The sequence below is a fragment of the Paraburkholderia sp. UCT70 genome, assembly GCF_050434085.1.
GTDB lineage: Bacteria > Pseudomonadota > Gammaproteobacteria > Burkholderiales > Burkholderiaceae > Paraburkholderia > Paraburkholderia tuberum.
This window is the reverse complement of the sequence record NZ_JBNPVZ010000004.1, coordinates 2,003,665-2,017,549: the sequence shown is the minus strand read 5'-3', so window position 1 is coordinate 2,017,549 and position 13,885 is coordinate 2,003,665. Positions and strand designations below refer to the sequence as shown.

The following is a 13,885-nucleotide window of genomic DNA, read 5'->3' as shown; positions in this document are numbered from 1 at the left end:
CCTTCTAGCGCGATGCCGCGACGCGGCCGCGCACGTAGTGGTTGAACAGCACGGCGAACAGCAGCATCACGCCGAGGAACACGCGGAACCAGTCGGAATCGACATTGGTGTACGTGATGCCGATCTGCACGACGCCGAAGATCAGCGCGCCGAAGCATGCGCCGATCACCGAGCCGTAGCCGCCCGTCAGCAGCGTGCCGCCGATCACCGCGGCGATGATCGCCTCGAACTCCGCCTGCAAACCGCGGTCGGCCGCGGCTGAACCGATGTCGCACACCTGAAGTACTGCATACAGGGCCGAGCAGAACGCGGTCAGCACGAACAGCGAAATCTTCACGCGACGCACCGGCACGCCGACGTTCTTGGCCGCGGTGGCGTCGCCGCCGACCGCGAAAATCCAGTTGCCGAAGCGCGTCTTGGCGAGCGTGAACGCGCAGACCACGGCGAGCACGAGCCACCACAGCAGCACCTTGGGAATGCCCGGCACGAGCGGCGTGCCGTTGTCGAGCATCTTCACGAGGTCGAGGTGGCCGAGCCATACGAACAGGCCTCTGAACGCGACGCCCTGGAAGAACGTGTGCGCGAACCAGTCCTGACGCGCGACGTCGCCGACGCCGGAGATGATGGTGCGATCGGCGAACATCACCGATAGCGCGAGCGTGAGACCGCGCAGAATGAACAGGAACGCGAGCGTGACGATGAACGACGGCAGGCGCGTGCGCATCACCAGATAGCCGTTGAGCGCGCCGAGCAGCATCGAGCCGGCGAACGCGAACGCGATCGCCAGCCAGATCGGCCAGTGGAAGTACATGGTCGGCAGCGCGACCATCATGCCGGCAAAGCCGATCATCGAACCGATCGACAGATCGAACTCGCCGGCGATCATCAGCAGGCACGCGCCGACCGAGATCAGACCGAGATACGCGGCGACCTGCGACCAGTTCATCACGCCGTCGAGATTGAACATCCCCGAGTTGCCGGCCGCCACGCCGAACACGATGAACACCATCACGGTGCCGGCAAGCGCCGCGAATTCCGGTCGGCCGAGCAGATGGCGGAACCAGGATTCCTCGCGCACGCGTTCGTCGACGGCAGCGGATTGCGAGACGGTCGTCGCAGCGGACTTTGCCGGATCCTGCGGATCAGGTGGCGGTTGCTTGCGGTGATGGGGATGAAACAGGTCGGCGACACCCATTGAAGCTCTCCTTGATACGCCCGCGACCGGCGGGTCGGCGCAATGCCGTGGGCCTTTGCGAATCCGCTGAGCGGGCGAGCGCCGGCAAGACGCCATGCGTCCCGCCGGTCACTGTTTTTTAACCTTGCCGCCAGCGCGGCGGCTTAGGCGCGCGACGCGATGCGTTGCCGTGCGTCTAGCGGTATTGGCCGGCGTACTTCAGCACCTTGTCGACGTTGGCCTTCGTGATGAAGCCGGGGCCCGAGCCGATATTGCGCGGCCCGTACGACGGCGCGAGCCCATAAGTGGCAAGACGCTCCTTGAACTTCGGATTCGCCTGCAGGATTTCGCGGATCCTGGCCGGATCGGTGGTGTTGTTCTTCTTCACGATCGCGAGTACGGCAACCGGGATATAGCCCTGCAAGTACGGTTGCTGGTCGATCGCGAACTGGATCGTGCCGTCCTGGATGCCCTTCGCGATGTCGCTGTCGAAGTCGAACGTCGCGAACCAGATCTTGCCGGCGAGGCCCATCTGCTGCAGCGCCTTCAGCGTCGGATCGGCCGACAGCGGACCGAGCGTCAGCACCGCCTGGGTATCCGGATGGTTGCGCAGGAACGCGCTGACCTTCGACTGCACGCCGGTCGGGTCCTGGCCCGTGTCGAGCGTCGAGGTTTTGAAGTTGGCGCCGATCGCTTCGGCGAAACCGCGGCAGCGTTCGAACGAAGCCGGGTTCGTCGCGTAGTGGTTCACGCACAGGAACGACTTGATGCCGGCGGCCTTGGCCTTTTCTCCGGCGGCTTTGCCGGCCGCGAACTCGGGCTGGCCGACGTGCATGATCGCGCCGAGCTTCGCGCTTTGCTCCTCGGTGCCCGAATTGATCGTGACGAGCGGAATGTGCTTCTCGGTGACCTTCGCGATCGAGCTCTTCAGCACGTCGAAGTCGGCGATCGACACGATCACGCCGTCGTAGTTGCGCGCGGCCGCCTGCTCGACGAGACGCGCCATGTCGGCGATGTCGCCGTTCGGCGGGTTGCGATAGTCGGTCTGAACGTTGAAGTCCTCGTCGGCCTGCTTGATCGCGTTCTTGATCGTGTTCCACCACGAGTCCGAATCCGGCGCGTGGCTGATCAGCACGAAGTGGGCGTCCGCCGCGCGGGCGGCCGAGGCCGCGCCGAATCCCGTCGCCAACGTCAACGCCGTCACCAGAATCCTGAGCGTTGCCTTGCCTCTGCAAAGTCTCATTGTCTCCACCTTTCTCGGTCTGTCGTTCGTTATTGAGGGAGCGACTGGCGGGCGGCTTTCCATTCCGATGACCCACACAACGAGGCCGAAGCGCCATCGCTCACGACCAAGAGTAGGTCATCTTCCGAAGCCTTGCAAAGAAAATTTCATGAGAAATAAAAATGGAAAATACGTTCCATTTGACGGGGCGGCCGCCTATACTCGGCAACGTCGGATGCACGTTGCGGCGCGCCGCGGGCGCGTCTGCCGCATTGCAGGAAACCCCGAGAGGCTGTCATGGCGGAACAGATCACCGAAGAGGCGGTGCCGAGCGTCGACGAATTGATGCAGCGCATCGCGGATACCTACGAGTCGCTGCCGCGGCAGTTGAAAAGCGTCGCGACGTACATCGAGCAGCATCGCTCGAGCGTGATGATGGATCGCACGAGCGATATCGCCGCGAGCTGCGGCGTGCATCCGTCGGCGGTCGTGCGCTTTGCGCAGCGCTTCGGCTTTTCCGGGTTTTCGGATCTGCAGGCGGTGTTTCGTCAGGCGTATACGGGGCAGGGCGTGTCGTCGTCGAGCTATCAGCAGCGCATCCGCAAGCTGATCGACGAGAAGCCCGGCACCTTGTCGGGCGGCGCGGTCGCGCGCGAGTTCATCGCCGCGTCGCGCGGCGGCCTCGAAGAACTCGAAGCGGGCCTCGACGACAAGCAGTTCGACGCTGCCGTGAAGATGCTGCAGCAGGCCGACAACATCTACGTGATCGGGGTGCGGCGCTCGTTTCCGGTCGCGAGCTACATCGTCTATGCGTTGCAGCACACGCACAAGCGCGTGCATCTGGTGTCTGGCTTCGGCGGCATGTATCGCGAGCAGATCCGCAGTGTCAGGAAGGGCGACGTGGTGATTGCGATCAGCTTCGCGCCGTACGGCAAGGAGACACAGTACTGTCTGCGCGTCGCGCATCATCATCAGGCGAAGACGCTCGTCATTACGGATAGCCAACTATCGCCGCTCGCACGCTACGCCAGCACGCAGCTATACGTGAAAGAGGGCAGCGCGTTCGCGTTCCGCTCGCTGACTAGCACGATCTGCCTGTGCCAGGCGCTCTTCATCGCGCTCGCGTACAAGCTCGAACTGAACGTTGAAGAATCCAACGACACTGGAGGCTACGATGACTGACGCGGTAAACACGATCGACGTCGCCGTATTCGGCGCGGGGCGCATCGGCAAGATCCATGCGGCGAATCTCGCGCGGCAGCCCGGCGTGCGGCTCAAATACGTGGTCGACGTGAATCGCGAGGCGGCCGCCGCGCTCGCCGCGCAGCATGGCGCGCAGGTTGCGGATAGCGACGGCGCGATCGGCGATGCATCGATCGGCGCGACCGTGATCTGTTCGAGCACCGACACGCATGCGGACCTGATCGTCAAATCGGCCGCGCAGAACAAGCACGTGTTCTGTGAGAAGCCGGTCGATCTCACGTTGGAGCGCGCGCGGATGTGCGCAGAAGCGGTGGAGCGCGCCGGTGTCGTGTGCATGATCGGTTTTCAGCGGCGCTTCGATCCGACGTTTTCCGCGTTGAAAGCGCGTCTCGACGCGGGCGAGATCGGCACGCCGGAAATGCTCGTCGTCACGAGCCGCGATCCGGGGGCGCCGCCGGTCGAGTACATCCGGCACTCGGGCGGCATCTTCAAGGACATGCTGATTCACGACTTCGACATCTGTCGCTGGATTCTCGACGACGAAGCCGACACGCTGCACGCCACCGGCAGTTGCCTCACCGACCCCGCGATCGCCGACGCGGGCGACATCGATTCGACCGCGGTGACGATCCGCACGAAGCGCGGGCGGCTGTGCCAGATCAACACCGCGCGGCGCGCTGCCTACGGCTACGACCAGCGCTTCGAAGTGCTCGGCAGCACCGGGATGCTGCAAGCAGGCAACGTTCGGCCCACCGAAGTTATCGCGTACTCGAAGACGGAGGTATCGACCGACGTGCCCGAGGCGTTTTTTCTCGAACGCTATCGCGCGGCATACGCGCTCGAAATCGCGCATTTCTTCGACGCGGTCACGCATGGCAAGCCGGTGCGCACGACCGTCGCGGATGGCCTGAAAGCGCTCGAACTCGCGGAAGCCGCGGCGCGGTCGTGGCGCGAGGGCCGTGCGATCAAACTCGGCGAGGCAGCGTGATGAAGCCCGCCACGGAGCGCTTGCGGATCGGCGTGGTCGGCCTTGGGCGGCTTGGCAAGCGGCATGCGGAGAATCTCGCGTATCGCGTGCCGGGCGCGACGCTCACGGCCGCGTGCAGTCCGCTCGAAGATGAACTCGCATGGGCGCGCGATGCACTACCCGAACCGCGTCTCTACGCCGATTACGCGGACCTGCTCGTTGATCCGCACGTCGACGCGGTATGGCTCGTCACGCCGTCGTCGCTGCACGCGCAGCAGATCGTCGACGCATTGCGCGCCGGCAAGCATGTGTTCTGCGAAAAGCCGCTGTCGCTCGATGTCGCCGAATGCGAGCGCGTGCTGGCCGAAGCGTCGCGCTATCCGCACCTGCAGGCGACGATCGGCTTCATGCGCCGCTTCGATCCGAGCTACCGCGACGCGTTCGATAAAATCGCCGCCGGCCAGATCGGCCGGCCGTTCCTCGTGCGCTCGCAAACCACCGATAAAAACGACGACGACGGTTTCTTCGTGCGCTTCGCGGCGACCTCGGGCGGCATCTTTCTCGACTGCACGGTGCACGACATCGAAGTCGCCCGCTGGCTGCTCGGCAAGCCGCGCGCGACGCGCGTGTTCGCGGCGGGCACGGTCGCGCTGCACGAGGGTCTGCGCGAATTCGGCGACGTCGACAACGGTGTCGCGATCTGCGAATTCGAGGGCGGCAAGCTCGCGATGTTCTACGCGTCGCGCACGCAGGCGCACGGCAACGATACGCACAGCGAAGTGATCGGCACGGCGGGCGCGCTGACGATCGGCCGCAATCCGCGCGCGAACCGCGTCGAGATCTACGACGCGACCGGCATTCGCAACGAGTGCACGCCGAACTTTTTCGACCGGTTCGAGGACGCGTTTCTGCACGAGGCACGCGCGTTCGTCGCATCGGTGCAAAAAGGGCCAGGGAAGGGCGATGCGGCACAGAGTGGCGCGACGCTCGCCGATGCGCTCGAAGCGACGCGTATCGGCGTGGCGCTGCGCGAGTCGCTGCAAAGCGGTGAGGCGGTGACGCTGTAACGGCGCGCGGCACGGCTCGCGCGTGGAAATGGGCGTCGTGGCGATGCCCGGCGCCGCTGCTCCGCCTGCTGTAGAATTTGACCCTCTGTCCGGCGTCGTCAGCGACGCCCCGTCCCGAAGGTCATCGTCGATGCAAATTCAGATTCACAAGGAAGTCGATGCGCGCGGGCTCATGTGCCCGCTGCCCATCCTGCGCGCCAAAAAGGCGCTCGCCGACATGGAAAGCGGCCAGATTCTCAAGGTGCTCGCCACCGATCCCGGCTCGCAGCGCGATTTCGCCGCGTTCGCGAAGCAGACCGGCAACGAGATCGTCGAAAGCTCGGCGCATGACAAGGTGTTTACGTTTCTGATGCGGCGTCGTTGAGCTGCATTCGGTAAAACTGTCCGTCCGATGTAAAAAAGAAGGCGCTGTCCCCATTATTCGGGGGGACAGCGCCTTCTTCGTTTCAGCCGGACTTTCGACGTCAGCCTTCGAGAACCGGCGAGCGGGTACGCAGATATTCTTCGAAATCGGCGGCTACTTCCGGGTGACGCAGGGCGAACTCGACGGTCGCCTTCAGGTAACCCAGCTTGCTGCCGCAGTCGAAACGTGTGCCGTGATACTTGTACGCGAGCACCTGTTCGTCGGCGAGCAGCGACTGGATCGCGTCCGTCAGTTGCAATTCACCGCCCGCGCCCGGCTTGATGGAGCGCAGGTGTTCGAAGATGCGCGGCTTCAGCACATAACGGCCCACCACGCCGAGGTTCGACGGCGCCACGCCCGGCTCCGGCTTTTCGACGATGCCCGACATCTTGATGATCGAGTCTTCCCATTCCTTGCCGTCGACGATGCCGTACGATTTTGTATCTTGCGGCGGGATCTCTTCGACGCCGATCACCGAGCTGTGATAGTGATCGAACACCTCGATCATCTGCGTCATCACGGGCGGCGTGCCGTACAACAGGTCGTCCGCGAGAATCACGGCGAAAGGGTTGTCGCCGACCAGCTTCTCGGCGCACAGCACGGCGTGGCCGAGGCCCAGCGCCTCGGCCTGGCGCACGTAGAAGCAGTCGACGTGGCTCGGCTTGATGCTGCGCACGAGTTCGAGCAGCTTGTCCTTGCCGCGCGCCTCGAGTTCGGCCTCGATCTCATAGGACTTGTCGAAATGATCTTCGATCGCGCGCTTGCTGCGGCCCGTGACGAAGATCATTTCGGTGATGCCGGCCGCCATCGCCTCTTCGACCGCGTACTGAATCAGCGGCTTGTCGACGATCGGCAGCATCTCCTTCGGGCTAGCCTTCGTGGCGGGGAGGAAGCGGGTGCCAAGACCTGCTACCGGAAAGACCGCCTTCGTAACTTTTAGCATGTGAGTACCCTAAGTCCTCTGGTTAAATCCTTGCCCGCCGTTGAGGGGGCGGGCGCCTCGGTCAGGCCGGCAAGCGGGAAAGTTGGGCTTTCAGCTTGCCGACGGTGGCTTCGAACTCGGCCAGCCGCTTCTGCTCCTGTTCCACGACCGCCGCCGGCGCCTTCGCAACGAAGGCCTGATTCTGCAGCTTACCGTTGCACTTGACGATTTCGGCGCTCAACCGCGTGATCTCTTTCGACAGGCGTTCGCGTTCGACCGCTGCGTCGATTTCGACCTTCAACACCAGCTTGTCCGTTCCTACGATAGCAATAGGCGCGCCATCCGCCTGGGCGTCGAGCGCGGCCTCGTCGGCGATGATCTGCACCTCCGACAGACGCGCAAGTGCCTGAGCGTAAGGCGCGAAAGTACGAAGACGCTCCGCATTGCCGGTGGCGAGCAACGGCACCTTCACCGCCGGCGACAGGTTCATTTCACCGCGCAGATTACGGCATGCATCGATCACCGCCTTGAGGTCGGTCGCCCACCGCTCGGCGTCTTCATCGAGCTTCGACGGCTCCGCGACGGGGTACTGCTGCACCATGATGGACGCCTCGCCCTCTGCCTTGCCTTCCGGGTAGCGTCCCGCGAGCGGCGCCACTTTCTGCCACAGCGCTTCGGTGATGAACGGGATCACCGGATGCGCGAGGCGCAGCACCGTTTCGAGCACACGCAAAAGCGTCCGCCGCGTGGCACGCTGCTGGTTCGGCTGCCCCGTCTGGATCTGCACTTTGGCGAGTTCGACGTACCAGTCACAATATTCGTCCCATACGAACTTGTATATGGCGTTGGCCACATTGTCAAAACGATAGTCGGAAAAACCCTTGACGACTTCCGCTTCCACGCGCTGCAGTTGCGACACGATCCAGCGGTCGGCCTGCGAGAAATGCAGATTGCCTTCTGGCCCGCATTCGCCACATTGCGCCGGCTGGCCGAAACCGCAGTCGTGGCCTTCGCAGTTCATCAGCACGAAGCGCGTGGCGTTCCACAGCTTGTTGCAGAAGTTGCGATAGCCTTCGCAGCGCGCGAGGTCGAAATTGACGTTGCGGCCGAGCGTGGCCATCGACGCCATCGTGAAGCGCAGCGCGTCGGTGCCGAACGCCGGAATGCCGTCCGGAAACTCCTTGCGGGTCTTCTTCTCGATCGACGCGGCCAGCTTCGGATTCATCAGGCCGGTGGTGCGCTTCGCGACGAGCGCGTCGAGGTCGATGCCATCGACGATGTCGATCGGGTCGAGCGTGTTGCCCTTGCTCTTCGACATCTTCTGGCCTTCGGCGTCGCGCACGAGACCGTGCATATAGACCGTTTCGAACGGCACCTTGCCCGTGAAGTGCGTGGTCATCATGACCATGCGCGCGACCCAGAAGAAGATGATGTCGAAGCCGGTGACGAGCACCGACGACGGCATGAAGTGCTTGAGCTCTTCGGTTTCGTTCGGCCAGCCGAGCGACGAGAACGGCACCAGAGCGGACGAGAACCACGTGTCGAGCACGTCTTCGTCGCGCTTCAACGCCCCCGTGTAGCCGGCCGCGACGGCCTTTGCGCGCGCGTCCTCTTCGGTCTTGGCGACGAACACTTCGCCGTTCTCGCCGTACCACGCCGGAATCTGATGACCCCACCACAGCTGACGCGAGATGCACCAGTCCTGGATGTTTTCGAGCCACTGGTAGTACGTGGTGGTCCAGTTTTCCGGCACGAATTTGATCTGGCCGTTGCGCACGACGTCGAGCGCGGTTTCGGTGATCGACTTGCCCGGATTGAACGTGCCTTCGGGCGCCGGCTTGCTCATCGCGACGAACCACTGGTCGGTCAGCATCGGCTCGATCACGACGCCGGTGCGGTCGCCGCGCGGCACCATCAGCTTGTGCGGCTTGACCGATTCGAGCGCACCGAGCGCCTCGAGATCGGCGACCACCAGCTTGCGGGCTTCGAAACGGTCGAGGCCGCGGTATTTTTCGGGCGCGTGGTCGTTGATCTTCGCGTCGAGCGTGAGGATTTCGATTTGCGGCAGCTTGTGGCGCAGGCCGACCTGATAATCGTTGAAATCATGCGCGGGCGTGACCTTGACGACGCCTGTGCCGAATTCGCGGTCGACGTATTCGTCGGCGATGATCGGCACTTCGCGGTTCGACAGCGGCAGCGTGATGGTCTTGCCGATCAGGTGGGCGTAGCGCTCGTCTTCCGGGTGCACCATCACGGCGGTGTCGCCGAGCATGGTTTCCGGACGGGTGGTGGCGACGGTCAGATGGCCCGAGCCGTCGGTCAACGGATAGTGGATGTGCCACAGGTGGCCGTTTTCTTCTTCGCTGACCACTTCGAGGTCGGATACGGCGGTGAGCAGCACCGGGTCCCAGTTCACGAGGCGCTTGCCGCGATAGATCAGGCCCTGTTCATACAGACGCACGAACACGTCGCGCACGGTGGCCGACGTCTTGTCGTCCATCGTGAAGTATTCGCGCGACCAGTCGATCGATGCACCGAGACGACGCACCTGATTCGTGATCGTGGAGCCGGATTGCTGCTTCCACTCCCACACGCGCTCGACGAACTTCTCGCGGCCGAGGTCGTGGCGCGACACGCCCTGCGCGTCGAGCTGGCGTTCGACGACGATCTGCGTGGCGATGCCCGCGTGGTCGGTGCCCGGCACCCACAGCGTGTTCTCGCCGAGCATGCGGTGATAGCGGGTCAGGCCGTCCATGATGGTCTGGTTGAACGCGTGGCCCATGTGCAGCGTGCCCGTGACGTTCGGCGGCGGCAGCTGGATCGAGAAATCCTTGCGGTTCGCGTCGAAGGAGGGCGCGGCGTAGGTGCGCTTTTCCCATTCAGGGCCCCAGTGGGCTTCGATGGTGTGGGGTTCGAAGCTTTTTGCAAGCGTCGAGGTCGGGTCGCTCGGGGTGTCGCTCATGTTTCTGTTAAAGGCAGGATTTTGGAGGCGGGGAAGGGTTGATTATAGCTGGACGAGGTTTTTTGCCGGCCGGCGGCCGGTGTGGACAGGGGGTTGCGCTTTTTTCGTTGTTCTGGCTTTGTTGGCCTTTCCTTGCTTTGTTATCGGTCTATTAGCGTTGCCCCTGTGCGGGGCGGCACCTACTTTCTTTGCTGCTGCAAAGAAAGTAGGCAAAGAAGACAGCTAAAACCGCAAACTCTTAAGCGGGTCCCTCGGTCCGCATGAGGTAGTGGTGCATCTGGAATCCGTGCTCCCGCACATTCCGCGCTAGTGACAAAGCAGTCATTCTTCCGGCGGCGCTACGCGCGCCGAAACCCCGCTCAAAAACCACTGGTTGTTTCGGCGCATCGCCGAGGCGCAGCCGAGGGCCCCCGCTGCGCGGGCAAAACCATTGGTTTCCCTGGCAGACCCATCCGCGACGCACGTAGTGCGGAGTGGGAGGGATGACGGCTTTGTCACGAACGGCGGAATGTGCGGGGGCACTGATTCCAGATGCACCACTACCCCTTCCAAGCCAGGGGACCCGCTTATGGGCTGGCGGTTTTAGCTGTCTTCTTTGCCTACTTTCTTTGCAGCAGCAAAGAAAGTAGGTGCCGCCCCGCACAGGGGCAACGCTAATAGACCGATAAGCCAACAAGGAAAGGCCAACAAAGCCAGAACAACGAAAAAAACCCAACCCATATCCAGAAGAACAAAAAAAACCAAAAAAAGCGCCACCCCCGCCGGGGCATATAATGTCCCCCGAACCGCGCCTCAGCAAAAAAATGCCCGACCTCCTCTCGAATCTAAACCCCGAACAACACGCCGCCGTAACGCTCCCGAATGAGCCCGCCCTGATCCTGGCGGGCGCGGGGAGCGGCAAAACCCGCGTCCTGATCACCCGCATCGCGTGGCTGATCCAGCATGGCCTCGCGTCCCCCGCGACCGTCCTCGCGGTGACCTTCACGAACAAAGCCGCCCGCGAAATGATGGCGCGCCTCTCGGCGCTATTGCCGATCGACACGCGCGGCATGTGGATCGGCACGTTCCACGGCCTGTGCAACCGTATGCTGCGCGCGCATCACCGCGACGCCGGGCTGCCCGCCACGTTCCAGATTCTCGATACCGCGGACCAGCTGTCGGCGATCAAGCGCCTGATGAAGGGCCTCAACATCGACGACGAAAAATACCCGGCGAAAAATCTCCAGTACTTCATCAACAACGCGAAAGAGCAGGGCCTGCGCCCCAAAGACGTCGACGCCACCGACAACTTCAACCGCAAGTTCGTCGAACTCTACGAAGCCTACGATCAGCAATGCCAGCGCGAAGGCGTCGTCGACTTCCCCGAGCTGCTGCTGCGCTGCTACGAACTGCTCGCGCACAATCCGCCGCTGCGCGCGCATTACCAGGCGCGCTTCAGGCACATCCTCGTCGACGAGTTTCAGGACACCAACAAGCTGCAATACGCGTGGCTGAAGCAGCTCGCGGGCCAGCACAACGCAATCTTCGCGGTCGGCGACGACGACCAGTCGATCTACGCGTTCCGCGGCGCGAACGTCGGCAACATGCGCGACTTCGAGCACGAGTTCAACGTGCGCAATCTGATCAAGCTCGAGCAGAACTATCGTTCGCACGGCCATATTCTCGATGCCGCCAACCAGCTGATCGCGAACAACTCGCGACGCCTCGGCAAGAATCTGCGTACCGACGCGGGGCACGGCGAACCGGTGCGCGTCTACGAATCGGCGACCGATTCGCAGGAGGCCGGCTGGATCGTCGAAGAGATCCGCGCGCTGATCAACACCGGCCTGTCGCGCAGCGAAATCGCGGTGCTCTACCGCAGCAACGCGCAGTCGCGCACGATCGAGCACACGCTCGTCAACGCGGGCATCGCGTATCGCGTGTATGGCGGCCTGCGCTTTTTCGAGCGTCAGGAAGTCAAGCACGCGCTCGCGTATCTGCGCCTGATCGACAACCCGAACGACGACACCGCATTCGGCCGCGTCGTCAATTTCCCCACGCGCGGCATCGGCGCGCGTTCGATCGAACAGCTCGCCGACGCCGCGCGTCTGTACAACTGCTCGATGGCCGCGGCGATTCCGTACGTCGCGGGCAAGGCGGGATCGAGCCTCGCCGCGTTCGCGAACCTCGTCGGCAAGATGCGCGCCGACACGCAGCAGATGAGCCTGCCTGAGACCGTCGAGTACGTGGTCCGCGCGAGCGGTCTCGCCGACTTCTATCAGAACGAGCGCGAAGGCCAGGAGCGGCTCGAGAACCTGCAGGAACTCGTCAACGCGGCCGCCGCGTTCGTCAGCGAAGAAGGCTACGGGCTCGATACGCCCGCGCGCTCGATTCCGCTGCGCCCAGGAGCCAGCGCCGCGCCCGAACTCGCGGTCGCGACCGACGATCCGACCACGGTGGTCCTCGACGCACCGGGCATCGCCGATCCGGCGCAAAACCCCGACACGATGACGCCGCTCGCGGGCTTTCTGTCGCACGCATCGCTCGAAGCGGGCGACAACCAGGCGCAGGCCGGCCAGGAAGCGGTGCAGCTGATGACGGTGCACGCGGCAAAGGGGCTCGAATTCACCGCAGTGTTCATCACCGGCCTCGAAGAGGGGCTGTTCCCGCACGAGAACAGCGCGATGGAGGCCGACGGCCTCGAAGAGGAGCGGCGTCTGATGTACGTTGCGATCACGCGCGCGAAGGAGCGGCTGTACCTGTCGTTCGCGCAAAGCCGGATGCTGCACGGCCAGACCCGCTACAACATCCGCTCGCGCTTCTTCGACGAATTGCCGCAGGAAACGCTGAAGTGGCTCACGCCGAAGGTCGAGGCGGGTTCGCGCTGGGGCGGCCGCTCGGACAACGCCGGCTACGGGCGCGACTGGTTCGCGCGGCCGGGCTACGGCGGCGGATCGACGGCGACGGCGGCGGTGACCTCCGCACCGGCGCCCGCGTTCGCGAACGAGCAACGCGCGGCCGACACGGGCTTCCGCGTCGGCCAGCAGGTGTTCCACACGAAGTTCGGCGAAGGCACGATCACCGCGCTCGAAGGCAGCGGCACCGACGCGAAGGCGCAGGTCCGCTTCAAGCGGCACGGCGAAAAGTGGCTGGCGCTGGCGGTGGCTAAATTGCAGGCGGTCGAATGAGCGCGTCCTTGAACACGAGCCACGACGTGCGGCGGCCGCTCGGCATCCTGGCCGCGTTGCCGCAGGAACTCGGCGACCTGATCGAGGCGATGCGCGCCGAGTCCGGCGTGCGCACGCTCACGCACGGCCAGCGCGATTACCACGTCGGCACCGTGCACGGCACGACGTGCGTCGTCACGCTTGCGCGCGTCGGCAAGGTCGCGGCGGCCGCGACGGTCAGCGCGCTGATTCACGCGTTCGATGTCGAAGCCATTGTGTTCACCGGCGTTGCGGGGGGTGTCGGCGGCGACGTGCATGTCGGCGATATCGTCGTCGCGAGCACGCTGATGCAGCACGATATCGACGCATCGCCGCTGTTTCCGCGCTTCGAGGTACCGCTGCTCGGCATGTCGCGCTTCACCACCGATGCGGCGCTCGCCGACCGTCTAACCGCCGCATGCGAGCAGTTCGTCGCCGAGGAAGGCGCGGCCTGCGCGGCGCGCTTCGGCACGCGCGCGCCGCGCGTGCATCGCGGCTTGATCGTCAGCGGCGATCAGTTCGTCGCGAGCGCCGCGGCCGTCGCGGCGTTGCGCGACGCGCTGCCCGACGCGCTCGCGGTCGAGATGGAAGGCGCGGCGATCGCGCAGGTCTGCTACGAGTACGGCGTGCCGTGCGCGGTCGTGCGCACGATCTCCGATACCGCCGACGACCACGCGCCCGGATCGTTCATGTCGTTCCTGACCGGGATCGCGGGCACGTATTCGAACGCGATTCTCGCGCGCTTTCTCGGCACGCGGGACACCGCGGGCTGAGCGCCCG

The 13,885-nt window shown here is 64.1% G+C and carries 10 protein-coding genes; 6 read left to right on the top strand and 4 right to left on the bottom strand.

Features of this window, described 5'->3' with window-relative positions; genetic code table 11:
- Positions 1–4: 4 nt before the first annotated feature.
- Complete coding sequence (locus OKW41_RS34855) at positions 5–1,195, bottom strand: ABC transporter permease (protein ID WP_429575421.1); 1,191 nt, start codon at positions 1,193–1,195, stop codon at positions 5–7.
- Between the two features lie 175 nt (positions 1,196–1,370).
- Entirely contained in the window at positions 1,371–2,417 is a 1,047-nt protein-coding gene (locus OKW41_RS34850) for a sugar ABC transporter substrate-binding protein (RefSeq protein ID WP_429450894.1), read from the bottom strand.
- A gap of 276 nt (positions 2,418–2,693) precedes the next feature.
- Between OKW41_RS34850 and OKW41_RS34845 the strand changes: the two genes are divergently transcribed.
- The 4 genes from OKW41_RS34845 to OKW41_RS34830 all read left to right on the top strand — a co-directional run bounded on the left by OKW41_RS34845 (position 2,694) and on the right by OKW41_RS34830 (position 5,997).
- Complete coding sequence (locus tag OKW41_RS34845) at positions 2,694–3,578, top strand: MurR/RpiR family transcriptional regulator (protein WP_429293576.1); 885 nt, start codon at positions 2,694–2,696, stop codon at positions 3,576–3,578.
- Positions 3,571–4,587 (top strand): inositol 2-dehydrogenase, encoded by a 1,017-nt coding sequence (gene iolG / locus OKW41_RS34840; protein ID WP_429575420.1) that lies wholly within the window; start codon positions 3,571–3,573, stop codon positions 4,585–4,587. The genes OKW41_RS34845 and iolG overlap by 8 nt, the downstream gene beginning before the upstream one ends.
- Positions 4,587–5,633, top strand: a complete 1,047-nt coding sequence (locus tag OKW41_RS34835; protein ID WP_429575419.1) for a Gfo/Idh/MocA family oxidoreductase — start codon at positions 4,587–4,589, stop codon at positions 5,631–5,633. The genes iolG and OKW41_RS34835 overlap by 1 nt, the downstream gene beginning before the upstream one ends.
- 136 nt (positions 5,634–5,769) lie before the next feature.
- Positions 5,770–5,997, top strand: coding sequence for a sulfurtransferase TusA family protein (locus OKW41_RS34830; protein ID WP_026225937.1), 228 nt, complete (start codon positions 5,770–5,772; stop codon positions 5,995–5,997).
- Positions 5,998–6,097: 100 nt separating this feature from the next.
- Here the strand turns inward: OKW41_RS34830 and galU are convergent, their stop codons facing one another.
- Positions 6,098–6,979, bottom strand: a complete 882-nt coding sequence (gene galU / locus OKW41_RS34825; protein ID WP_429450887.1) for a UTP--glucose-1-phosphate uridylyltransferase GalU — start codon at positions 6,977–6,979, stop codon at positions 6,098–6,100.
- Positions 6,980–7,040: 61 nt separating this feature from the next.
- Complete coding sequence (locus tag OKW41_RS34820; RefSeq protein ID WP_429575418.1) at positions 7,041–9,920, bottom strand: valine--tRNA ligase; 2,880 nt, start codon at positions 9,918–9,920, stop codon at positions 7,041–7,043.
- An 803-nt stretch (positions 9,921–10,723) separates the two neighbouring features.
- Here OKW41_RS34820 and OKW41_RS34815 point away from each other — a divergent pair.
- Positions 10,724–13,087, top strand: coding sequence for a UvrD-helicase domain-containing protein (locus OKW41_RS34815; RefSeq protein WP_429575417.1), 2,364 nt, complete (start codon positions 10,724–10,726; stop codon positions 13,085–13,087).
- Entirely contained in the window at positions 13,084–13,878 is a 795-nt protein-coding gene (locus OKW41_RS34810; RefSeq protein WP_429450882.1) for a 5'-methylthioadenosine/adenosylhomocysteine nucleosidase, read from the top strand. Before OKW41_RS34815 ends, OKW41_RS34810 begins: the two co-directional genes overlap by 4 nt.
- Positions 13,879–13,885 lie beyond the last annotated feature (7 nt).